The organism is Kitasatospora sp. NPDC005748 (assembly GCF_040630735.1).
GTDB lineage: Bacteria > Actinomycetota > Actinomycetes > Streptomycetales > Streptomycetaceae > Kitasatospora.
In genome coordinates this window covers 35,097-56,405 of sequence record NZ_JBEXYD010000029.1, presented here as the reverse complement: position 1 = coordinate 56,405, position 21,309 = coordinate 35,097, and the positions used below count along the sequence as shown (strand labels likewise).

The window sequence follows — 21,309 nt, the reverse complement described above, 5'->3', positions numbered from 1 at the left end:
CGGCTGCCTCCCGATCCGGTCGGGCGGGCCTAGAAGAACCCGCAGGTGGGGGCCGTGCCGGTGGGGGCGGTGGCGCCGGTCGCGTCCACGCCCTGCGGGGTGAAGATCTCCAGCCGGATGCCGTCCGGGTCGGTGAAGAAGATCCCGCCGGAGGCCGCGCCCTCGCTGTGCGGGACGACGCCGTCGTGGGCGAACCCGGCGCCCAGCTCGCGCAGCAGCCGCTCGGCCGCGCGGACCTCGTCCAGGCTGTCGACCTGGAAGGAGAGGTGGTGCAGGCCGGGCGCCGCGGTGGCGAAGGCGCCCGCGCTCTGCTGCCAGAGGGTGATCACCAGCCGGCCGTCGCGGCCGAGGAAGGCGAAGCGGCGCTCGGGGTCGGTGCCCTCCTTCACCAGCTCCAGGCCGAGGACGCTGCGGTAGAACGCCGTCGAGCGGTCGAGGTCGGTGACGTTCAGGCCGATGTGGCCGGTCTGCAGGGTGCTGGTGGCGGTGCTGGACATGGCTGATCACTCCCGTGGCCGGGGCGCCCGGAGGCGCCCGCTCCCTAACCTGTACAAGAGACGGTAGTGGTTAGCCTGATGTTCCGTCAACCAGTACTGGCATCGGTAGTGGTTAGGTAGGTCTCGGCGAGCCGGTCCTGGAAGGCCTCGGCGGTGAACAGGTAGTCCTGGCTGCCGGCCGACTCCAGCGCGTACGCCGCCAGCAAGCAGCCGATCCGGGCCGAGGCGTCGTCCGGCAGGCCGTCGGCCCGGCCCGCCAGGAAGCCCGCCCGGAACGCGCCGCCCGCGCCGGCGCCGTCCGGCAGCCGGGAGATCGGGGCGGCCGGGACAGCCAGCGAGGGCTCGTCCGAGTAGTCGATCCAGACGCCCTCCGGGCCGAGGGTGGTGACCCAGCTGCCGACCCGCCGCAGCACCTCCTCGGCGGTCCACCCGGTGTGCTCCAGCAGCAGGCCGCGCTCGCGCCGGTTGGTGACCAAGCAGTCGGCGCCGGTCAGCACGGCCTCGGCGCCGGCCGTGCCCAGTTCCTCCGTCCGGCCGGCCACGTCCACCAGGTACGGCAGGCCGAGGCGCCGGCACTCGGCGGCGCGGGCGGCCATCACCTCCGCCGCGGCGGGGCCGAGGAAGACCAGCCCGACGCCCTCCGTCCAGCCCGGCGGGCCCGGGCTGACGTCTTCGGCCAGCGCCCCGGGGTGGAAGGAGGTGATCCGGTTGCGGTCGGCGTCGGTGGTGCTGGTGTAGCGGGCGGTGGCCAGCTCGGTCGAGACCCGGACCAGGGAGGTGTCCACCCCGGCCTCGGTCAGCCGCTCCCGGTAGTCGCCGAAGTCCCGGCCGGCCGCGCCCAGCAGCAGCGGCCGGCGGCCGAGGCGGCCGAGCCCGTAGGCGACGTTGGCGGCCACGCCGCCGTAGCGCACCTCCAGGTCGTCGACCAGGAAGGAGAGCGACAGGTGCTTGAGCTGGGCGGGCAGCAACTGGTGGGTGAAACGGCCGGGGAAGGTCATCAGGTTGTCGATGACGATCGGGCCGGTGACCGCGATTCTCATGGGGGTACCTGCCTCACCGTGGAGGGTCCGGAGTGACGTGGCCGGAGCGGCCGGAGCGGAGCGGAGGGGGGTGGGCGACGACGGCGGGACGGGCCGGTCCGGCGCTCGTCGGCCAAGCCCTAGAGGGCCCAGAGGACCCAGCCGAGGAGCAGCAGGTTGGCGGTGCCCTGGGCGACGGCGCTGGCCAGCGCCGAGCCCGTCCAGGCGCGGCAGACGCCGAGTGCGAGGCCCATGGTGAAGACGGACGGCAGGACCCCGGTGATCACCCGGGTGTCGAACGGGTTGAGGCCGTAGTCGCCGAGGTGGACCAGCGCCCAGGCGGCCGAGGTGGCGGCGATCGCCACCACCGGGCCCCGGCCGCGCTCCACCGCGTGGTACAGCACGCCCCGGTAGCAGACCTCCTCGACCAGCGGCACCAGGACGCCCATGCAGACCACCATGGCCAGGCCCGCGACCACCGGGGCGCCCGGTGCCAGCTGCCGGAACAGCTCTGGGATCAGCGACGTCCAGTTGCCCCCGCCCCGCCCGAAGGCGGCGCGGGTGGCGAAGACGGTGTCGGCGTAGGCGAGCACCACCAGGGCGGTACCGGCCGCCGCGGGCCCGAACCGGAAGCGGCGCAGCCCGGCGGCGGCGCGGTCCGGCCGGTCCAGCACGGTCAGGACCAGCGCGCTCAGGCCCACCGACAGGACCATCAGCGGGATCGCGAACGCTCCGGCGATCCGGACCGAGGCCAGCACCGCGAACAGCAGCGCGGCCGAGGCGACGGGCGTGGCGCGGTGGCGGTCGCGCAGGCGGTGCAGGGTGCGAGCCCGTCCGGTGGCGGCGGGCTCGGGGGGCGCGGGCGCCGCCACCGGACGGTTCGCGGTCATCGCGGGCCCACCTCCGCCACCACGGGGGCGCGGCGCAGCGAGGGGAGCCACCAGTTGTAGCGGCGGAACAGCAGCAGCGTGGCCGGGACGAAGAGCATCCGGATCAGGGTGGCGTCCAGCAGGACGGCCAGGCCGAGGCCGGCGCCGTACTCCTGGAGCATCACCGTGGAGGAGAGCACCATCGTGCCGAGGCTGCCGGCCATCACCAGGCCCGCCGCGTTGATCACCCGGCCGGTGTCGACCACCGCGCCGATGGTGGCGCTCTCCTGGTCGGCCCCGCCGCGCACCAGGTCGCGGACCCGGGTGACCAGGAAGATCTCGTAGTCCATGCCGAGCCCCATCATCAGGACGGTGAGGAAGATCGGCAGGTCGTCGATGATCGCCCGGTCGAGCCAGAAGTGGAAGATCAGCACGGTGATGCCGATCGCCCAGACGTTGCTCATCATGATCGTGAGGATCAGCCGGACCGGGATCAGCAGCGAGCGCAGGGCCACCACCAGCATCACGAACACGCCGACCGAGACCAGCCCGATCATCTGCCAGAAGCTGGAGTTGAGCGCGTTGCCGTACTGGCGGTCGACCTGGGTGGCGCCGCCGACCTGGAGCGCCCCGACGTCCTTCGCGCCCTCGGTGACGTCCTGGATCCGGTCCACGGTGGCGACCGCGGCCTCGGAGTAGGGCGGGTCGGCGAGTTCGACCACGATCCGCAGCGCGCCGTCGTCGGCCAGGTAGTCCCGCCGTACGTCCGCGGTCAGCGCGTCGACCTGGTCGTCCGGCAGCGGGCTGCCGAACGGCCTGGTCACCGCGGAGACCCGGGCGACGCCCGGAACGGCGGCCAGTCGGTCGGTGAGCGCCGTCACCGAGCCGAGGCCGCTCGCGGTGAGCCGGTGGGTGGCCGGGTCGACCACGCCGGCGGCCGGCCGGGTGACCACCAGGGTGGGCAGCACGGTCGCGTCGCCCCACTTCTCGGCGACCAGCTCGAAGCCGGCCTTGGAGTCGGTGGCCGGGCTGAGCGCCACCGGGTCGGCGGTCGAGCGGTGCTGGGCGGTGATCACCGCGAACGGCACCGTGATCACGGCGAACACCAGCACGATCGCCACCTTGCGGCGACGCGCCAGGTCGGCGGCCCTGGCCAGGTGCCGGCCCAGGGCGCTCTCGTGCTCCAGATCGCTCAGCGGGCGCCAGCCGAGCGCGAAGAACCGGTCGCCGAGCAGCACCAGCAGGGCCGGCGTCAGGGTGAGCGCGGCGAGCAGCACGATCGGGATGCCGATCAGCCCGCCGTAGCCGAGCGGCGGGATCCAGTCCACCGGGGAGAGCAGGGTGGCCCCGAAGGCGAGGACCACGGCCACCGCCGCGAGCAGCATGGACTCGCCCGCGTGCGCGGTGGCGTGCACCGCCGCCTCCTTCGGCGGGCGGCCGGCCAGCCGTTCCTGCCGGTAGCGCGAGGAGAGCAGCATGCTGTAGTCGACGCCCGCGCCCAGCATCACGAAGTTCATGATCGTGATGGTGAACTGGGTGAGCGTCACGCCGTGGCCGAGCGCGAACAGCGCCGCCTGGCTGACCGTCATGGCCAGCCCGATCGCGGCCACGGTCAGCACGGCGGGCACCACGGCGCGGAAGAACAGCAGCAGCACCACGAAGATGATCGCGTAGGCGACCGTCTCCATCAGGGCGTTGTCGTCCTCGGCCTTCTTGTAGGTGTCCTTGATCAGGGCGAGCTCGCCGGTCACGTGGGCGTCGACGTCCGGGCCGGCGCCGACGGCGCGCAGCGAGCCGTCGATGGCCGAGCGCAGCCAGTCCACGTCCGGATCGTGCCCGGCCTGTTTGGCGAAGCTGACCGTCACCAGGGCCGCCCGGCCGTCCTCGGCGAGCAGGCGGTTCACGGCGTCGGCGGGCACCGGCACCGGGAAGGAGCGCCAGTCGGTGGCGGCCGCGAAGCCCGCGGCGAGACCGGGCAGCGCCGCGTCGTCGGCGGCCACCCCCCGCTGGGCCAGGTCGGCGAGGCCGGCCGGGACCTGGCCGGCCGCCACCGCCGCGTCCACCGCCTGCCGGCGGGCCTCCGGGGAGGTGCCGGCCGCCGCGGCGGTGAGGTCGCGGTCCACCTGGGTGCGCAGTTGGCGCAGGTACTCGGTGGTGGAGTCCCGGTAGAGGGTGTACGCCGAGACGGACTGCCGGACCTCGCCGGTGCGCTCCTTCCCGGCGATCCGGCCGTCCAGCTCGGCCAGCAGCTTGCGCAGTTGCTCGCCCCGGACGTCCGGGGCGCCGATCGCGACGATCGACTCGCGCTGCGAGCGGTCGGGGAATGACTGCTCGACGAGCTGGTCGGCCCGGGCACTGCTGGTGCCCGGGACGACCTTGGAGGCGCCCTGTTTGGTCAGGACGTCGTTCAGCTGCGAGGCGAACGGGAAGCAGACCGCGATGACCACGGCCCAGACGGCGAGCACGGTCTTCGGGCGGGCGGTGAGCACCCCGGCGAGGCGCAGCAGGCGGCGTTGCACCGCGCCGTGGGTGGTCTCCGGTGGTGCGGGGGTGACGGTCGTGGTCATGCGGTGCCGACTCCCTCGCGGTGGCGCCCGCCCGGGCCGGTGCCGGCCGAGGGGGTGCTGGGGCTGGTGCCGGTGACCACCGCGAAGGTGTGCCGCAGCTCCAGCGTGCCGTTCCTGGCCACGTGTTCGGCCAGGCCGGCGCGGATCAGCTCCAGCGCGTGGTCCTCGCGGCGGTGGTCGACCGCGTCCTTGAAGCCGGCCGCCGCGCCGGAGCGCTGGACCCACTCCAGGGCCGCCTCCGGGGTGTCGGCGGGCAGTACCTGGTGGCCGTCGCGCTGGACGTCGACGGTCAGGCCGGCCTTGGTGAACCAGCGGGCCACCGTGGCGGCGTCCTTCGGCAGGTTCACCCGGACCAGACCGGTGAGCAGCGACGGGTCCGCGGCGAAGACCTTCTCCAGCTGGGTGATCAGGGTCTTGAGCGCGTCGCCGCGGGTCTCGATCACCACCACCCGGCCGCCGGGCCGCAGGACTCTCCTGATCTGCTCCAGCAGCTTGACCGGCTTGCTGTAGCAGATCGCCCAGCCGACCACCACGAGGTCCGCCGAGGCGGTCGGGCGGGGGCGCAGGAACTCCTCCATGTCGCCCTCCTGGAGGGAGACGTCGAGCTCCGGCGCGCGCAGGGTGTCGGGGAGGATCTTGGCCTGCGCCACGGCCAGCATGCCGGGGGACTTGTCCACCGCGTGCACCGAGCCGCGGCCCTCCAGCCGGCGGACGATCTCGTGGGTCAGGTGCCCGGTGCCACAGGCGAGTTCGATGACGTCATCGCCCGGGCGGATCTTTACCTCGTTCAGCGCGGCGACCGAGTGCACCCCCATCACCGGGCTGAAGTAGCTGTCGTAGCTGGAACTCGCGGCGTCGTAGTCGGGCGTGGTGTCGGCGTGGGTGCGGCTCAGGGTGAGGCGCAGGGCACGCGCGGCGAGTCCGAGGCGACTCATGGCTGGCTCCTTCTGATGTGGTCGGATTCCGAGGGCTGCGAGGCCGGTGCCGCGCAGGCGAGGAGCAGGAGGCCGGCCAGGCCGGCCAGGGTGCCGAGGACGCCGGCGGACACCGAGGGGGCGGTGGCCCCGGCGGCGACGCCCGCGACCAGGGCGAACACCGCCGGGGCCACCACGGGTGCCCGGGCGGCGGGGCGGTCCGGGCCGAGCGCCACCGCGACGGTCAGTGCGGCGACGGCGGTGACCGCGGCCGCGAGGACGGGGCTCGCGGTGGTGGCCGAGGCGGGCAGGGCGGCGCCGAGCAGCAGCAGGCCGGCCGCCGGGGCCCGGTGGGGCGGGCCCGGCAGCAGGGCGGCCGCGGTCCGGCGCCGCGGCAGGGCGGCCGTCAGGGTGAGCGCGGCGCCGATCGCGGCGGCGGCGCACCAGGGCCAGTCGGGCGCGCCGCCGCCGGCCGGAGGCAGGCCGGCGCCGAGGACGGCACCGGCCGCGCCGCCGGCCAGCGCGGCGATCGTCGGGGGGCCGGCCGGCGGGCCGCCCGGTGCGCCCGCCCGGCTGCCCCGTGCGGGGTCCGGCGTCCGGTTCACGGCCGCGCGGCGGACGAGTCGGCGAGCTCCGCGAGCTCGGCCAGCTCGTCGGTGGCGTCCGGCTCGCCGTCGCGCAGGAACATGGCCGTCTCGTCGCTGAGCGCGTCCAGCACCCGGTTCAGGTGCTCGGTGGTGTGGGTGGCCATCAGGCTGAGCCGCAGTCGGGGCGAGGCGGCCGGCGGCACCACCGGGTTGGTGTAGACGCCCTTGTCGATGAGCCGGCGCCAGAGCAGCAGGGTGTCGACGACCCCGCGGGTGCGCAGCGGGATCACCGGGGTGCTGCTCTCACCCGGGCTGATGCCGAGGGAGAGCAGGCCGGCCCGCAGGTGGTCGGCGTTCTGCTGGGCCCGCTCGGGGCGCCAGGGCTCCTCGCGCAGGATCCGCAGCGCGGTCAGCGCGGCGGCCATGCTGGCCGGGGTCGCGGAGGCGCTGAAGATCAGGCTGCGGGCGTGGTGCTTGATGTAGTGGATGACGTCGTCGTCGCCGACGACGGCTCCGCCGAGCGAGGCCAGGGACTTGCTGAAGGTGACCGTGATGAGGTCGACCCGGTCGGTGAGGCCGAAGTGGGAGCAGGTGCCCCGGCCCTGGTCGAGGACGCCGAGGCCGTGCGCGTCGTCGACGATCAGCCGGGCCCCGTGGCGCTCGCAGACCTCGACGATCTCCGGCAGGGCGCAGAGGTCGCCCTCCATCGAGTAGACGCCGTCGACCACGACCAGCTTGCCGGCCTGGGCCGGGACGGCGGCCAGGCCGCGGTCCAGCGCGCGGGCGTCGTTGTGCCGGAAGCGCCGGTGCTTGGCGCCGCTGAGCAGGCAGCCGTCGACGATGGAGGCGTGCGCGTCGCGGTCGGCGAAGACGACGTCGCCGCGGCCGGCCAGGGCGCTGATCGTGCCGAGGTTGGCCTGGTAGCCCGTGGAGAGCACGGCCGCCGCGGGCTTGCCGTAGAAGTCGGCGAGTTCGCTCTCCAACTGGTCGTGCAGGTCGAGGTTCCCGTTGAGGAAGCGGGATCCGGTGCAGGACGGGCCGTACCGGTCGAGCGCGTCGGCGGCCGCCTTTCTGACCCGGGGATCGGAGGTCAGACCCAGATAGTTGTTGGAGCCGCACATCACCAGCTCACGGTCACCCAGGGTGACCGTGGTGCCTTCGTGGCCGGTGAGCGGGAGGAAGTAGGGATAGATCCCCGCCGCCATGGCATCCCGGGCAGCACGGTAGTCGGATACCTTGGAGAAAATGTCCACCAGATTCCCTCGAATTCGATGATCGGCGTATTCGACGCATCGGTTCACGCGAATTTTGACCCTGGTTTGAACGGAATACCCGCCGCTTGGGCATGGCCGGGCCGGCCGCATCGGACGGGGCCGTGCGGAAGCCTGCCCCGGGGCGGTGCGCGTCGTTGCGCAGCGGCCCCGGGCGTGGTCGTCGAAGCACGACCGGGCATGGCGGATGAGCTGGCGGTGTGTTGACGCGGCGCGAACAGCCGACGCCTCAGCCTTGTTGACGTGTTGTCAGCTAGTGCTCGTGGGCTGCCGGCCTGCGCGGACATCGTCGAATCCGTATGTCTCGCATGATCCCCCGTGGATGTCGAACAGCGTTCCCCCTGGCGCGGAGAAAAATCCCGGCGCCGCTTCTTCGATCATCGTGCGCATGAATCTTGAGGTGGCCGGGCGGCGATCCCCGGGATCTCGCCTGTTTTCGGCCGAGGAAACGTAAGCACGCTCCATTCCGGGCTGTCAACACCCGTCTCTTTCGGGCCACTTGGAATTACCGGCGAGTCACATCGGTTCTGCTAGGGTGGGCGCCGACCGTCTGGACGGTCCGTGACACGGAGAGAGGGACGGAACGGTGCGTGATCATCTGCTCGACGCTGTCGAGCGGCTGCTGGTGCGGGGAGGTCTGGACGCGGTGCGGCTGGACGCGGTGGCCGTCGAGGCCGGCGTCAGCAAGGGTGGGCTGCTGCACCACTTCCCCAACAAGCGGGCGCTCGTCCAGGGGGTCGTCGAGCGGCTGGCGGACCGGTTCGAAGCCGTACTGCCCGGGCCGCAGGCGCCTCCCGGCGCCTTCGCGCTCGCCTGGTTGGAGGCGAGCATCCCGGAGGAGTCACCGGCCGGGGACACCAGCGGGGCGGACCAGGTGCCGGTGGCGCTGCTCGCCGCGGCCGGCGGTCCGGAACTGCTCGACGTGCTGCGGTCCCGCTACGAGCGCTGGCAGCGGCGGCTCGTCGAGGACGGCCTGGACCCGGCCGTGGCCACCCTCGTGCGGATGGCCGTGGACGGCTGGTGGTCGGCCCGCCTGCTCGACCTCAGCCCGCCGCACGACGGGCTGCACCGTGAGTTGCGCAAGCTGCTGGTCGACCTCGCCGGCGGCAGAAGCTAGGTCATCCGAAACGAGACGGGGGACGGACATGACGGCGTACCTGCTGGTGGGAGCGGCCATCGCGGCCGAGGTGACGGCGACACTGGCCCTGCGGGCCTCGCACGGACTGACCAGGCTCGCGCCCAGCGTGGTGGTCGCGATCGGCTACGTCGCCGCGTTCGTGCTGCTGGCCCAGGCGCTGAAGTCGTTGAACGTGGGCCCGGTGTACGCCGTCTGGTCCGGGCTCGGCACGGTCGGGGCGCTGGTCGGCGGCGCGGTCGTGTTCGGCGAGCCGGTCAAACCGGCCTCGCTGATCGGGGCCGTGCTGGTGGTCGGCGGGGTCGCGGTGATGTACCTCGGCGGCGGGCTGAGCCACGAGTGAGCTCCTGATTCGGGGCGCCGCCCGGCGCCCCGCCGCGGGGTGCGCCCCGCTACTCCCACTCCCAGCGGATGCCGACGTGGCCGGGCTGCTGGTCGGGGGCGAGCACGTGGGCGCTGGCCGAGGCACCGATCCACAGCTGCTCGCGGCGGCGGTCGACGTCCTCGCCCGGAGCGCGGTCGTAGCGCTCGCAGTGGACGGGCACGGCCGCCGGGTCGAAGTGCACCTGGAGCACGTACTCGCGCACCGGGATGGCGAACCGGCGGCTGTACTCCATGGTCGGGCCGCCGGGCGGGATCTCCACCTCGTACTCGAAGACCGTGCTGTCCCCGTGGCCGAGCGGGCGGTCCAGCATCAGCTCGCCGACCACCAGGCCGGCCTTCGGCCTGCGGCGGACCCGGCCGAGGCGGCCGTGCCGGACCGAGGTGATCTCGGGGCAGCCGGTGGCCTCCTCGTCGGCCTTGTGCACCACCAGGCAGCGGCCGACGCCGCCGACGGTGGCGCGGACCACCTGGCGCATCCGCAGCAGGTTGCCGCGGCGCTCGGCGTCGACGTAGTACGAGTCGTGGATGGAGAGCCGCTCCAGCTCGCCGACCGGCGGGGCGTCCAGCTCGGCGAAGACCTCGGCGATCTGCTGCTCGCCCGGCCAGACGTCCTCCAGCCGCAGGTGCGCGGTGTTGGCGGCGGCGGCCCAGCGGCCCCGCGGGCGCGGCGGGCCGAGCAGGGCGGAGAGGGTGGAGTGCGGCAGGCCGAGCAGTTCCTCCAGCAGGTGGACGGCGCGCAGCGAACTGGCCCGCTCGGGCTGGCTGCGGCCGCGCCGCCAGTAACTCAGCGTGGTCACGCTGACCCTGACCCCGCGTTGGGCGAGAGCGGCGCGGATCCGGTCGAGGCTCAGGCCGCTGGCCTCGATGGCCAGGTGCAGGGTGTCGGCGAAGCCCCCGGCGGGGGCGGGCCGGCCGGCGCCCGGGGCGGCGGCGGGTGTGGTGGCGGTCGCGGCGGTGGTGACGGTCGTGGCGGGGGGCACGGCGGCGGGTGCGGGCGCGCCGGGGCGCGGTCCGACCAGCCGGAGCCGGGCGTCCTGGGGGTGTTGTGAGCCCATGCGGTTACCTTCCCCAGCAAGCGGGTTCGGCGCGGTCGGTCCGGCGCCGGAGGGCGCCGTGAACGGCTTCACCGAGCTGTGGGGAACCCTATGCACGGTCGAGAGGCTACGTCATCAGTCGTGCGTATGACAGTGGTCACGAGGGGTGGGCCACAGGGTTATCGATCTTGAAACAGAACGGAAACACGCCGTCGGGGCGGTCCCGGTGCGGACCGCCCCGACGGCGTGGGGTCGCGGAGGTGATCAGGAGACGCTGAGCGCGGCGTCGTCGATCACGAAGCTGGTCTTGAGCGAGGCGTCCTCGGTGCCGGTGAACTTGACCGTCACCGTCTGGCCCGCGAAGGCCGACAGGTCGAAGGACTTCTGGACGAAGCCGGTGGCCGCGTTGGCGTTCGACAGGGTGGCCAGCGTGGTCGAGCCGGCCTGGACGGTCAGCTTGTCGTACGCGGTGGAGCCGGACTCGGCGGTGTCGACGTGCACCCAGAAGGAGAGCGTGGCCTTGCAGCCGGCCGGGATCGACACGGTCTGCGCCAGGGTGTCGGTGTGGGCGCTGCCGTAGCCGTCCAGCCAGGCCTTCCAGGAGCCGGCGTGCGCGGCCTCGCCGGAGGCGTTGTCGACGACGCCGGTGGACGCCGTCCACGGCGCGGCGGTGCCGGTCTCGAAGCCGCCGTTGCCGATCAGCTGGGCCGCGGTGCAGCCGCCGGTGGGCGGCGTGGTGGTGCCGCCGAGCAGCGCCGCGTCCAGGGCGTCGGCGATCGGGCTGCCCCAGCCGGTGACCTGGTCGTAGCCGGCCTTGGTGGAGAAGTCCTGGTTCTTGCCGGTGGTCACGTCGTGGAACGTGGTGCCGTAGCCGCTGCCGTTGGCGACGGCGTACAGCCGCGGGCTGGCCTCACCGAGGACGGGCTGCCCGGCGGCCTTGGCCTTCTGGTTGAACTGCGCCGCGTAGCCGGACCAGAGCGGGGCGGCCGCGCTGGTGCCGCCGTAGACCTGCCAGCCGCCGGCGGTGTAGATGGCGAAGCCGCTGGCCGGGTCGGCGTTGGAGGAGACGTCCGGGACGGTGCGCATGGTGCCGCTCACCCCGGTGCCGGTCTGCCAGCTCGGCTTGGCGAAGACGGTGGAGACGCCGCCGCCGGCGGTGCTCCAGGCGCTCTCGGAGGAGTAGGCGCTGCCGGAGACCTTCAGGTTGGTCCCGCCGACGCCGGTCTGGTGCGGGCTGGACGCGGGGAAGTCGACCGCCTTGACGGAGGAGCCGCTGGTGGAGCGGGTGCAGTCGCGCGAGCCGTCGTCGCCGGAGGCCGAGAAGATCGAGATGCCCTGGGCGGCGGCCTGCTTGAAGGAGTTGTCGACCGCCGTCATGGAGGAGGCGGTGGTGTCGGGCTCGCAGGAGCCCCAGGAGATGGAGATGACCGAGACCCGGTTGTCCGCGACGATCTTGGCGGCCATGTCGATCTCGCCCTGGTCGCTGTTGGGGGCCTCGTAGACCAGCTGGGTCGCCTTGGGGGCGACGCCGCGCACGATCTCGCTGTCCAGCTCGACCTCGCCCTGGCCCTCGCCGGGGGAGGAGTCGTAGTTGGCGCCGTCCACCGACACGGTGGAGACGGCCGGGCCGGTGAGCCCGTACTGGCTGTCGTACGTCTTCAGGTTGTTGGAGCTGTAGCCGTCGAACTCCCAGAGCGCGACGCTGACGCCGGTGCCGTCGGCGCCGGTCTTGTTCAGGTTGTACGCGCCGTCGTACTGGCTCGGGCCGAAGCCGCTGGGGGCGGCGGTGACCGCGTTCGGTGCGGCCGGCGTGGACGGCTTCACGTTGCGGGTGGTGCGAACGGTGTGGTTGTTCAGGCCGGATATGCCCTGCACCACGCCGGCGAGGTCGGCCGGCACGGAGGCCGCCGCGTCGTTGGCGAAGAAGGTGCGCTGCTGCTGCGGGTCCAGGTAGGCGCTCTCGTGGGTGCCGAAGGCCTTGGCGATCTGCTCGGCGGTGCCGTGCGCGTCGACCACCTGGCGGTTGTCGCTGACGGCGGAGACGGTCAGGCCCTGGGCCGTCAGGTAGCCGCGGACCTGGTCGACGGCGGCCTGGGTCGGGCCGAACCGGTCGGTGAACTGCTGCGGCGTCAGGTGGGTGCCGAACTCGGGGGCGCCGGGGGTGGCGATCGCGGCGAGGAAGCGGTCCAGCTCGGCGGTGTCGCGCAGCTTCAGGCTGACCGCGACGGAGAGCTGCTGCTCGGCGGGGACGTCGCCCTTCTTCTCGGAACGGGCCACCGCGGGGGTGACGGTGTTCGGCAGCGAGACGCGCGGCGCGGCGGCGTTGGGGGCCGGGGCGGCCTGCGCGGCGGTCACGCCGAGCGAGACCGCGGACAGCGGCAGGACGGCGAGTGCCGCGACGAGGGCGAGGGAGCGAGGGCGCACGGAATCCTCCTCTGGCCGGCATGTGGGGGCCGGCAGGGGCCAGGGCGTCTCTGGGGTGAAACGCTGGCTAGAACATGACAGAGCGGTTCCGGGAATTGGCTTATGGTCAAGCAATTCGTTGCTAAAGAACAGTCAACTGTGGAGAACGGAATGGAGGCGTCTTCATACAGTTAACGGCCGGAATTCACGCTCCGGACCGCCCCGATTCGGCGGCCGCGGGCGACGTAGAATCGGGTACCGGGCGAGACCGAGGGAGTATCCGATGACCGACCGGACGGCAGACCCGCGCGACCCCCGCCCGCTGACCGGCGAGCCGCTCGCGCTCGACCTGCTCAACACGCGGTGGGCGGGCAGCCCGGTGAACGACCTGCTGGACCGGCCGGACGGCTTCGGGGTCTGGCTCTCCTCCGCCGGGCTGGCGGACCGCTGCGAGGCCGACGACGCGGGGCTCGTGGCGCTGCGGCAGGCCCGGGAGGCGCTCGCCGCGGCGGTCCGGGACCTGGACGCCCGGGGTGAGGTGACGGCGCCCGCGGCGGCCGGTCTGAACGAGGTGCTGCGGCACGGGCGGCTGCGGCGCGAGCTCGGTCCGGCGGGGCCGGCGGCGCACGTCGAGGTGGACGGGCCGCAGTGGCTGGCGGCCTGGCTGGCGGTCGACGACTTCCTCGACCTGCTCGCCCGGGGCACCCTCCGGATCAAGAAATGTGCCCACGAGGCCTGCATTCTGCACTTCTTCGACACATCGCAGAACGGCCGCCGGCGGTGGTGCTCGATGGCGGTGTGCGGAAACCGCGCGAAAGCGGCCCGGCATTACGAGAAGGCGCGCGCCTAGGGCCGGCGGCGGGGGCGGTGAACCGCCCCCGCACGCGGTCCTCAGCTCTGGTCGGGGGCGCCGAGCCACTGGGCCAGCGCGGCGCGGACCTCGCCCTGGCCCGGGTCGACGGCGGCCCAGGCGGCGTAGCCGTCGGGGCGGACCAGCAGCACGGTGTCACGCAGCTTGCCGTGCGGGTCGGCCGGCGCGACGGCCTGCAGCCGGCCCGCCCACGGCTCGGCGGCGGGCAGCTGGTCATTGCTGACCAGCACGAACGTGCCCGCGCGCAGTGCCTCGTAGAGCCGCTCGGGCGCGGCCGGCCCGTCCTCTTGGGCCTCCTCCAGGGCCGTCAGCCGCAGGTCCGGCACGCGCCGGCCGGCCAGCGGGTGGGCGTCCTTCGGCGCCGCGTAGCGGATGCCGATCCCGGACACCGTCCGGGCGCCGCGCTCGGCGACCACGTCCAGGTGGTCGGCCAGCGTGGTGAGGGCGCCGCGCAGCACCCGGGTGGGAGCGGACTGGGCGAGGGCGAGCCGGATCAGCGCGCCGGAGGTGCGCAGCACCGACTTGCCGACCGGGTGCCGCTCGGTCTGGTAGGTGTCCAGCAGGGCGTCGGTGGCGTGGCCGCGGACGGCGGCGACGAGCTTCCAGGAGAGGTTGGCGGCGTCCTGGAGACCGGTGTTCATGCCCTGGCCGCCGGCCGGGGAGTGGCAGTGCGCCGCGTCGCCGGCCAGGAAGACCCGGCCGGAGCGGTAGTTCGGCACCTGCCGCTCGTCGCTGTGGAAGGTGGAGCTCCACCGGGCGTCGTGCAGCCCGTAGTCCTCGCCGAGGGCGGTGCGGGTCATCTCGGCGATCCGCTCCAGCGAGGGCGGGGCGCCGTCCGCGTGCTGCTCGGCGCGGTCCCAGGCGATGACCCGGTACCAGCCGTCGCCGAACGGCGCGAGGAAGGCGAAGCCGCCCTCGCCGGCGCCGACGGTCAGCAACTCGTCGGGCGCGCGGTCCAGCCGGACGTCGGCCAGGACGACGGAGTTGACCACCGACTCGCCGGGGAAGGGGATGCCGAGCAGGTCGCGGACGGTGGAGCGGACGCCGTCGGTGCCGACCACGTAGGCGGCCCGGTGGGTCTCGGTGGTGCCGTCCGCGGGCGCCTCCCCGCTGCGGGCGCGGGGGCGGGTCTCGACGGTGACGCCCTCGGCGTCCTGCCGCAGCCCGACCACCTCGGCGCCGCGCAGGAGGGTCGCGCCGGCCTTCAGCGCGCGTTCCTGGAGGAGGCGTTCGGTGTGGTACTGCGGGGTGATCAGGACGAACGGGAAGCGGCTCGGCAGGGCGGCGAGGTCGACCCGGAGCCGGTCGAAGAGCCGCAGCGAGCTGAGCGGGCGGCCGGTGGCGATCAGGTCGTCGGCCAGGCCCCGGGCGTCCAGCAGCTCCAGGCTGCGGGCGTGCACCGCGAAGGCCCGGGTGAGGTTGGACTCGGTGTCGCGCTTCTCCAGGACGGTGACCCGGATCCCGGCGGTGGCGAGGTCCCCGGCCAGCAGCAGGCCGGTCGGTCCGGCCCCGACGATCAGGACGTCGGTGACGGTCTGCTTCGCGGTCATGTGTCAGCTCCCGGTGCTCGGACGGAGGTTGGACGCCGGTCCGGGCGCCCTCCCGGCCTCCATCATCGCTGGCGCGGGCGGGGCTGTGAATTCCCGCGGGACGGAACCGGGCCCCGGCGTGGCACCGCCGGGGCCCGGAACCGGATCGGCTCAGCTGTGGCGGCGGATCTCCACGGTGCGGAACCGGTTGGCGACGAAGGCGCCGTCGCAGTAGGCGGCGTTGGCGGCCGGGTTGGCGCCGGTGCCGTGCAGGTCGGAGAAGGCGGCGGTCTGGTTGGCGTACACGCCGCCGGTGAGGTTGAGCGAGAGCGAGACGCCGGAGTCGAGCGCGGCCTCGACCAGCGCGGCCTCGACCTCGGGCGAGGTGGTGTAGCCGGAGGCGGTCATCGCGCCCTGGGTCCGGACGGTGTCGCGCAGCAGCTCGACCGCGGCGGCGGTGGACTCCACCGCGACGGCGAAGGAGACCGGGCCGAAGCACTCGTCGCGCAGGACCGCGCGGTCGTCCGGCTTGTCGGCGTCCAGCTTGACCAGCGCGGGGGTGCGGACGGTCGCGGCGGGAAACTCCGTGGAGGTCACCACCCGCGGGGCGAGGGCGAGTTCGCCGTACTCGCCGCCGGCCGCGGCGACCGAGCGCTGCAGCACACCGGGGTTGACCACGGCGCCGAGCACGGCCGTGGCGCGGGCGTCGTCGGAGAGCAGGCCCTCGATCGCGCCGGCGAGGTCGGTGACCACCTCGTCGTAGGACTTGGCGCCCTGGTCGGTGTCGATGCCGGTGCGCGGGATCAGCAGGTTCTGCGGGGTGGTGCACATCTGGCCGCTGTAGAGCGAGAGCGAGAAGGCCAGGTTGCCCAGCATGCCCCGGTAGTCGTCGGTGGAGTCGACGACCACGGTGTTCACGCCGGCCTTCTCGGTGTACACCTCGGCCTGGCGCGCGTTCTCCTCCAGCCAGTCGCCGAAGGCGGTCGAGCCGGTGTAGTCGATCAGCTTGACCTCGGGGCGGACGGCGAGCGTCTGGGCGACGGTGCCGCCCTCGTGCTCGGCGGCCAGGCAGACCAGGTTCGGGTCGAAGCCGGCCTCGGCGAGCACCTCGCGGGCGGTCCGCACGGTCAGCGCGAGCGGCAGCACGGCGCGCGGGTGCGGCTTGACCAGTACCGGGTTGCCGGTGGCCAGCGAGGCGAACAGACCGGGGTAGCCGTTCCAGGTGGGGAAGGTGTTGCAGCCGATCAGCAGCGCGAGGCCGCGCGGGACGACGGTGAACTCCTTGGTCATCACCAGCGGGTCGCGCTTGCCCTGCGGCTTGGTCCAGCCGGCGCTGGCGGGCAGCCGGGTCTGCTCGGCGTAGGCGTAGGTGACCGCCTCCAGACCGCGGTCCTGGGCGTGCGGGCCGCCGGCCTGGAAGGCCATGCCGTAGGCCTGGCCGGTGGTGTGCATCACCGCGTGCGCGAACTCGTGGGAGCGCGCGTTGATCCGGGCCAGGATCTCCAGGCAGACGGCGGCCCGGGTGAGCGGGGTCGCGGCGGCCCAGCCGGGCCGGGCCGCGAGCAGCGCGGCGATCAGCGTGTCCGCGTCGGCGTGCGGGTAGCCGATGCCCATCTCGACGCCGTACGGGGACGCCTCGCCGCCGATCAGGTCGCCGTCGGCCGGGTGGCCGTCGAGGGCGAACGGGAGGTTCAGCAGCGCCTCGAAGGCGGCCTTGCCGTCCGCGGCGCCGCTCTCGCCGTAGGCCTTCGGGAACTCGGGGTAGGGCGACCAGTAGTCGCGGGACGCGGCGGCGGCGAGCGCGGCGTCCAGGGTGGCCTGGTGGCGTTCGACCAGCTCGGCGACGAGGGGGTGGGTGACCGCTGCGGACATGGTGTGCGCTCCTCAGAGGGGAGGACGGGACACGTCACAGAGTAACCGAACGATCGGTCGGCTCAAGAGGGTGTGCGGATCGGATCCGGAGAACGCGCAGGGGCGCGTCCGCAGCGGACGCGCCCCCGGGGCGGAGCGGGGTACCGGTCTACGGGATGCCGAGCTCGAAGATGACGTACCCGGCGTACCAGCCGGAGGCGATCGCGCCGGTGCCGAGCACCGTCGCCAGCACCGGCCAGCTCAGCTTGCGCATGGCCACCGCCAGGGCGATCAGCAGCGGGAAGGCCGGGAGCAGGTAGCGCGAGGTGTTGCCGAAGATCCCCAGGCTGCCCAGCACCGAGACGATGGTGGCCAGCGTGTAGGCGGTCAGCACCAGCGGCGGACGCAGCCGGACCAGCAGCACGATCAGCACCGGCAGGGTCAGCACGATCAGGGTGGCCAGCAGGTCGGTCACCGGCCAGGCGAACGGGTAGTCCGAACGGCCCAGCAGGACGCCGCGGATCGCCTCGAAGGTGCCGTGGCCGAAGTCGAAGTAGTGCAGCCAGGCGTCGTGCTGGAGCTTGAAGTAGCCGCCCCACTCGCCCGTCCGCCAGCCCACCCAGCCGACGTAGCCGAGCAGGCCGAGCGGGGCCAGCAGCATCGCGGCCACCGGGCGGGCGACGCCGCTCCCCCGCCGGTACAGCTCGACCAGCGCGGCCAGGCCGACGGCGCCGATCAGGGCCGCCGAGGTCGGCCGGTTGAGGCCGGCGACCAGCGTGATCACACCGGCGGCGATCCACTGCCCGGTCATCACGCAGTAGCAGGCCCAGGCCGCCAGCGCGACGAACAGCGAGTCGGAGTAGAGCGCCCACTCGGCGCCGGAGCCCGGGGCGATCGCCCAGAGCCCGGCCGCGATCACGCCCGCGCGCGGGCCGGCCAGCTGGTCCACCACCGCGTAGATCCCGGCCGCGGCGAACAGCGAGGCCACCACCGAGACCAGCATCCCGGCGCCGTACAGGCCGAGCCCGGTGCCGTCCGAGACCAGCCGCATCAGCCCCGGGTAGAGCGGGAAGAAGGCGGCCGAGTTCTGCTCGACGGTGAAGCCGGGGAGGCCGCCCGGGACGGGGACCAGCGCGGGGTGGTAGCCGAACTGGGCGATCTGCTGGTACCACCAGCCGTCCCAGCTGGCCAGCACGTCCCAGGGGTTCGCGCCGCCGCCGAACCGCGGGTGCTTCTTGACGTAGTCGCCCGAGAAGGAGAGCAGCTTCATGAAGACGGTGAAGCCGATCAGCTTGAGCACCGCGTAGCACCACACGGCCGGCCCGAAGCGCAGGACCAGGGCGCGGCCGCGCTCGCGCCAGTCGGCCCGCGCCGCGTCCCCCGGCTCCTCGCTGCGCTGCTCGGGCACGTCGGAGGCGACTGCCGGTATTGCGCTCATGAGACTGGACCCCACCCTGCTGGCCGTGGACGCTGGTCCGCAGATTCTAGGCCGTCGGCCGCGCCGCTGGTGCGGACCAATGGACCCGGGCGCATCGGGCGCAGCGGGGCCGGGGATACTCGGAGGATGGCCGATCACACCACGCGTACCGCCTACACCGTGGAGTCGCTGCTCGCGGTGACCGTCGACGTCTTCAACGAGCGCGGCTACGACGGCACCTCGATGGAGGACCTCTCCCGGGCGGCCGGGATCTCCAAGTCCTCGATCTACCACCACGTCCGCGGCAAGGAGGAGCTGCTCCGGCTGGCCGTCGGGCGGGCCCTGGACGGGCTCTTCGGCATCCTCGCCGAACCGGGCGCGGTCGAGGGCCCCGCGGTGGAGCGGCTGGAGCACGTGGTGCGGCGCACCGCGGAGGTGCTGCTCACCGAGCTGCCGTACGTCACCCTGCTGCTGCGGGTGCGGGGCAACACCGTGACCGAGCAGTGGGCGCTGGAGCGCCGCCGGGACTTCGACCACCAGGTGGCCGAGCTGCTGAGGGCCGCCGTCGCGGACGGCTCGCTGCGGGCGGACGTCGAGCCGCGGCTGGCCACCCGGCTGCTCTTCGGCATGATCAACTCGATCGTGGAGTGGTACCGGCCCGGCGTGAAGGCGGCCGACGGCGTCGCGGACGCGGTGGTCCACCTGGCCTTCGACGGCCTCCGCGCCCGGTAGCACCGGGAGGGGCCGGGGCCGGAAGGTCCGCGCCAAAGGGCCACCCACCCGTCCCGAAAGGGCACCCGGCTCGGGCCCTCATCGGGCCCGGGGGCGCCCGCCGGTCCCCCAACGGTCACCCCGCCCCGGCACTGCCCGGGTCCAGGGGGCGCTCCGCCGGGCTCCCAACGGGCGCCCCGCCCCGGCACTACCCGGCCCAGGGGGCGCTCCGCCGGGCTCCCAACGGCCACCCCGCCCCAGTGCGCCCCGAGCCGAAGGGGCGCGCCGGTGCCGAAAGGGAGAAGCGAGGACGCCCCGAGGAACGAGGGGCGTTGGAGCGCCGACCGTCGGCGCCGGGTCGAAGCGCCCCGGAGGCGAGCGGGCGAGGACACTGAGCGCCGACCGTCGGCGCCGGGTCGAGCGCCCCGGAGGCGAGCGGGCGCCCAATCAAAGCGGCGGCACCTGGTCGGTCTCCTCGAAGACCAGCATGGTGCGGGTGCCGAGCACCTGGGGGATGGACTGGATGCTGCCCAGCACCAGTTCGCGCAGCGCGTGGTTGTCGGCGGTGTGCACCAGCAGCAGCACGTCGAAGTCTCCGCCCACCAGCGCGATGTGCGCGACGCCGGGCAGCTCCAGCAGCTGCTCGCGGACCGTCCGCCAGGAGTTCTGCACGATCTTCAGGGTGACGTAGGCGGATGCGCCCTGACCTGCCTTTTCGTGGTCCACGCGGGCGGTGAAGCCGCGAATGACGCCGTCCTCGACCATCCTGGATATCCGGGCGTACGCATTCGCCCGGGACACGTGCACCCGCTCGGCCACCGAGCGGATCGAGGCGCGACCGTCCTGCTGCAGCAGCCGCAGGATCGCCCGGTCGACACGGTCGAGTCTGGACGTCTGTTCAGCCGACATGACCCCCACCCCCACGGATTGGACGCACTGCCACCAGTCGACCGCCACCCGGGCCGATTGTCCACCACCTTGTCACGCTTCTGGTCAAGATGAACAGACGACCGAACAATCGGTAGGGAGCCCCCGCTACCCCTGGAGGTGCCCGAGATGACCGTTCTCGATCACAGACACCACACGGCGGTGCCCGGTTGGCTGCCCGGGGCGACCGCCCCGCGCAGCGACCCGGCCCCGCTGCTTCCGGACGCCTCACCGGTCCGCGTGCTCGGCACCCCCGAGCTGGAGAAGTACGACCCCGCGCTGCTGCGCGAGCTGTACCGCCGCCTGGTGGTCGGCCGCCGCTACAACCAGCAGGCCACCACCCTCACCAAGCAGGGCCGGCTGGCCGTCTACCCGGCGTCCACCGGCCAGGAGGCCTGCCAGGTGGCCGCCGCGCTGGCGCTCGGCGAGCAGGACTGGCTCTTCCCGAGCTACCGCGACACCCTCGCGGTGGTCTCCCGCGGCGTCGACCCGCTGGAGGCGCTGACCCTGCTGCGCGGCAACGCCCACACCGGCTACGACCCGCTGGCCACCCGGACGGCGCCGCTCTGCACCCCGCTGGCCACCCAGGCCCCGCACGCCGTCGGCCTCGCGCACGCCGCCCGGCTGGGCGGCGACCCGGTGGTCGCGCTGGCGCTGCTCGGCGACGGCGGTACCAGCGAGGGCGACTTCCACGAGGCGCTGAACTTCGCCGCGGTGCTGAACGCCCCGGTGGTCTTCCTGGTCCAGAACAACGGGTACGCGATCTCCGTCCCGCTCACCGCGCAGTCCGCCGCACCGACGCTCGCCCACAAGGCGGTCGGCTACGGGATACCGGGCCGGCTGGTGGACGGCAACGACGCGCCCGCCGTGCACAGCGTGCTGACCGAGGCGGTCGAGCGGGCCCGGACCGGTGGCGGCCCGACCCTGGTCGAGGCGCTCACCTACCGCGTCGAGGCGCACACCAACGCCGACGACGCCACCCGCTACCGGGACGACACCGAGGTGGCGGCCTGGCGGGAGCACGACCCGGTCCTGCTGATGGAGCGGCACCTGCGCCGGATCGGCCTGCTGGACGACGCCCTGGTGCAGGAGTCGGCGGACGAGGCGGAGGCTCTGGCGGCCCGGATGCGGGCCGAGTTCCACGCCGACGCCGAGCTGGACCCGATGGCGCTGTTCGCCCATGTGTACGCCGAGCCGACCCCGCAACTGCGGGAGCAGGCAGCCCAGTTGTCCGCCGAGCTGGCCGCCGAGGCCGAGGTGCAGCACCCATGAGCAACACCGCCCAACCGTCGCCCGCCGCCACCCTCGGCCGGCCCGCCGCGC

The 21,309-nt window shown here is 73.7% G+C and carries 18 protein-coding genes; 5 read left to right on the top strand and 13 right to left on the bottom strand.

Going from position 1 to position 21,309, the window contains the following annotated elements; all coding sequences use genetic code 11:
* Positions 1 to 29: 29 nt before the first annotated feature.
* The 7 genes from ABZ495_RS21365 to ABZ495_RS21335 all read right to left on the bottom strand — a co-directional run bounded on the left by ABZ495_RS21365 (position 30) and on the right by ABZ495_RS21335 (position 7,706).
* On the bottom strand, positions 30 to 497 hold the full coding sequence (locus ABZ495_RS21365; RefSeq protein ID WP_329488834.1) for a VOC family protein: 468 nt from the start codon (positions 495 to 497) through the stop codon (positions 30 to 32).
* 86 nt (positions 498 to 583) lie between these two features.
* Complete coding sequence (locus ABZ495_RS21360) at positions 584 to 1,537, bottom strand: PfkB family carbohydrate kinase (protein WP_359837451.1); 954 nt, start codon at positions 1,535 to 1,537, stop codon at positions 584 to 586.
* Positions 1,538 to 1,656: 119 nt separating this feature from the next.
* Positions 1,657 to 2,406, bottom strand: a complete 750-nt coding sequence (locus ABZ495_RS21355) for a CPBP family intramembrane glutamic endopeptidase (RefSeq protein ID WP_329488836.1) — start codon at positions 2,404 to 2,406, stop codon at positions 1,657 to 1,659.
* Positions 2,403 to 4,952 (bottom strand): MMPL family transporter, encoded by a 2,550-nt coding sequence (locus ABZ495_RS21350; RefSeq protein WP_359837449.1) that lies wholly within the window; start codon positions 4,950 to 4,952, stop codon positions 2,403 to 2,405. Before ABZ495_RS21350 ends, ABZ495_RS21355 begins: the two co-directional genes overlap by 4 nt.
* Positions 4,949 to 5,887, bottom strand: a complete 939-nt coding sequence (locus ABZ495_RS21345; RefSeq protein ID WP_359837447.1) for a class I SAM-dependent methyltransferase — start codon at positions 5,885 to 5,887, stop codon at positions 4,949 to 4,951. The genes ABZ495_RS21350 and ABZ495_RS21345 overlap by 4 nt, the downstream gene beginning before the upstream one ends.
* On the bottom strand, positions 5,884 to 6,471 hold the full coding sequence (locus ABZ495_RS21340; protein WP_359837445.1) for a hypothetical protein: 588 nt from the start codon (positions 6,469 to 6,471) through the stop codon (positions 5,884 to 5,886). Before ABZ495_RS21340 ends, ABZ495_RS21345 begins: the two co-directional genes overlap by 4 nt.
* Positions 6,468 to 7,706, bottom strand: coding sequence for an aminotransferase class I/II-fold pyridoxal phosphate-dependent enzyme (locus ABZ495_RS21335; protein ID WP_352294988.1), 1,239 nt, complete (start codon positions 7,704 to 7,706; stop codon positions 6,468 to 6,470). The genes ABZ495_RS21340 and ABZ495_RS21335 overlap by 4 nt, the downstream gene beginning before the upstream one ends.
* A 604-nt stretch (positions 7,707 to 8,310) precedes the next feature.
* Here ABZ495_RS21335 and ABZ495_RS21330 point away from each other — a divergent pair.
* Together ABZ495_RS21330 and ABZ495_RS21325 are read left to right on the top strand one after the other, a co-directional pair.
* Complete coding sequence (locus ABZ495_RS21330) at positions 8,311 to 8,841, top strand: TetR/AcrR family transcriptional regulator (protein WP_329488841.1); 531 nt, start codon at positions 8,311 to 8,313, stop codon at positions 8,839 to 8,841.
* A complete protein-coding gene (locus tag ABZ495_RS21325; RefSeq protein ID WP_329488842.1) occupies positions 8,795 to 9,202 on the top strand; it encodes a multidrug efflux SMR transporter in 408 nt (135 codons plus the stop codon). Before ABZ495_RS21330 ends, ABZ495_RS21325 begins: the two co-directional genes overlap by 47 nt.
* Positions 9,203 to 9,251: 49 nt before the next feature.
* Here the strand turns inward: ABZ495_RS21325 and ABZ495_RS21320 are convergent, their stop codons facing one another.
* Both ABZ495_RS21320 and ABZ495_RS21315 read right to left on the bottom strand, forming a co-directional pair.
* Positions 9,252 to 10,298, bottom strand: a complete 1,047-nt coding sequence (locus ABZ495_RS21320) for a hypothetical protein (protein WP_359805853.1) — start codon at positions 10,296 to 10,298, stop codon at positions 9,252 to 9,254.
* 243 nt (positions 10,299 to 10,541) lie between these two features.
* Positions 10,542 to 12,701, bottom strand: a complete 2,160-nt coding sequence (locus tag ABZ495_RS21315; protein ID WP_359805851.1) for a protease pro-enzyme activation domain-containing protein — start codon at positions 12,699 to 12,701, stop codon at positions 10,542 to 10,544.
* A gap of 262 nt (positions 12,702 to 12,963) precedes the next feature.
* On the opposite strand from ABZ495_RS21315, the gene ABZ495_RS21310 reads away from it, so the two are divergent.
* Positions 12,964 to 13,530 carry a CGNR zinc finger domain-containing protein gene (locus ABZ495_RS21310; RefSeq protein WP_329488845.1) on the top strand — a complete coding sequence of 189 codons (567 nt, stop codon included), beginning with the start codon at positions 12,964 to 12,966 and terminating at the stop codon, positions 13,528 to 13,530.
* A 41-nt stretch (positions 13,531 to 13,571) separates the two neighbouring features.
* Here ABZ495_RS21310 and ABZ495_RS21305 read toward each other — a convergent pair whose 3' ends face one another.
* The 3 genes from ABZ495_RS21305 to ABZ495_RS21295 all read right to left on the bottom strand — a co-directional run bounded on the left by ABZ495_RS21305 (position 13,572) and on the right by ABZ495_RS21295 (position 18,369).
* Positions 13,572 to 15,101: an FAD-dependent monooxygenase gene (locus tag ABZ495_RS21305; RefSeq protein WP_359837443.1), complete on the bottom strand. Its 1,530-nt coding sequence runs from the start codon at positions 15,099 to 15,101 to the stop codon at positions 13,572 to 13,574.
* Between the two features lie 150 nt (positions 15,102 to 15,251).
* Entirely contained in the window at positions 15,252 to 16,952 is a 1,701-nt protein-coding gene (gene paaN / locus ABZ495_RS21300) for a phenylacetic acid degradation protein PaaN (protein ID WP_359837440.1), read from the bottom strand.
* Between the two features lie 148 nt (positions 16,953 to 17,100).
* Positions 17,101 to 18,369: a hypothetical protein gene (locus tag ABZ495_RS21295; protein WP_329488848.1), complete on the bottom strand. Its 1,269-nt coding sequence runs from the start codon at positions 18,367 to 18,369 to the stop codon at positions 17,101 to 17,103.
* 126 nt (positions 18,370 to 18,495) lie between these two features.
* Here ABZ495_RS21295 and ABZ495_RS21290 point away from each other — a divergent pair, with 126 nt between their 5' ends.
* Positions 18,496 to 19,080 carry a TetR/AcrR family transcriptional regulator gene (locus ABZ495_RS21290; RefSeq protein WP_329488849.1) on the top strand — a complete coding sequence of 195 codons (585 nt, stop codon included), beginning with the start codon at positions 18,496 to 18,498 and terminating at the stop codon, positions 19,078 to 19,080.
* A gap of 426 nt (positions 19,081 to 19,506) precedes the next feature.
* On the opposite strand, the gene ABZ495_RS21285 is transcribed toward ABZ495_RS21290, so the two are convergent.
* Complete coding sequence (locus ABZ495_RS21285) at positions 19,507 to 19,968, bottom strand: Lrp/AsnC family transcriptional regulator (RefSeq protein ID WP_329488850.1); 462 nt, start codon at positions 19,966 to 19,968, stop codon at positions 19,507 to 19,509.
* Between the two features lie 147 nt (positions 19,969 to 20,115).
* On the opposite strand from ABZ495_RS21285, the gene pdhA reads away from it, so the two are divergent.
* Positions 20,116 to 21,258: a pyruvate dehydrogenase (acetyl-transferring) E1 component subunit alpha gene (gene pdhA, locus ABZ495_RS21280; protein WP_359805842.1), complete on the top strand. Its 1,143-nt coding sequence runs from the start codon at positions 20,116 to 20,118 to the stop codon at positions 21,256 to 21,258.
* Positions 21,259 to 21,309: the final 51 nt, after the last annotated feature.

Bases quoted from the DNA above. Each gene is read 5' to 3' on its own strand.
- ABZ495_RS21365 (WP_329488834.1), bottom strand. From the start codon at position 497: ATGTCCAGCACCGCCACCAGCACCCTGCAGACCGGCCACATCGGCCTG.
- ABZ495_RS21360 (WP_359837451.1), bottom strand. From the start codon at position 1,537: ATGAGAATCGCGGTCACCGGCCCGATCGTCATCGACAACCTGATGACC.
- ABZ495_RS21355 (WP_329488836.1), bottom strand. From the start codon at position 2,406: ATGACCGCGAACCGTCCGGTGGCGGCGCCCGCGCCCCCCGAGCCCGCC.
- ABZ495_RS21350 (WP_359837449.1), bottom strand. From the start codon at position 4,952: ATGACCACGACCGTCACCCCCGCACCACCGGAGACCACCCACGGCGCG.
- ABZ495_RS21345 (WP_359837447.1), bottom strand. From the start codon at position 5,887: ATGAGTCGCCTCGGACTCGCCGCGCGTGCCCTGCGCCTCACCCTGAGC.
- ABZ495_RS21320 (WP_359805853.1), bottom strand. From the start codon at position 10,298: ATGGGCTCACAACACCCCCAGGACGCCCGGCTCCGGCTGGTCGGACCG.
- ABZ495_RS21310 (WP_329488845.1), top strand. From the start codon at position 12,964: ATGACCGACCGGACGGCAGACCCGCGCGACCCCCGCCCGCTGACCGGC.
- ABZ495_RS21305 (WP_359837443.1), bottom strand. From the start codon at position 15,101: ATGACCGCGAAGCAGACCGTCACCGACGTCCTGATCGTCGGGGCCGGA.
- paaN (WP_359837440.1), bottom strand. From the start codon at position 16,952: ATGTCCGCAGCGGTCACCCACCCCCTCGTCGCCGAGCTGGTCGAACGC.
- ABZ495_RS21295 (WP_329488848.1), bottom strand. From the start codon at position 18,369: ATGAGCGCAATACCGGCAGTCGCCTCCGACGTGCCCGAGCAGCGCAGC.
- ABZ495_RS21290 (WP_329488849.1), top strand. From the start codon at position 18,496: ATGGCCGATCACACCACGCGTACCGCCTACACCGTGGAGTCGCTGCTC.
- ABZ495_RS21285 (WP_329488850.1), bottom strand. From the start codon at position 19,968: ATGTCGGCTGAACAGACGTCCAGACTCGACCGTGTCGACCGGGCGATC.
- pdhA (WP_359805842.1), top strand. From the start codon at position 20,116: ATGACCGTTCTCGATCACAGACACCACACGGCGGTGCCCGGTTGGCTG.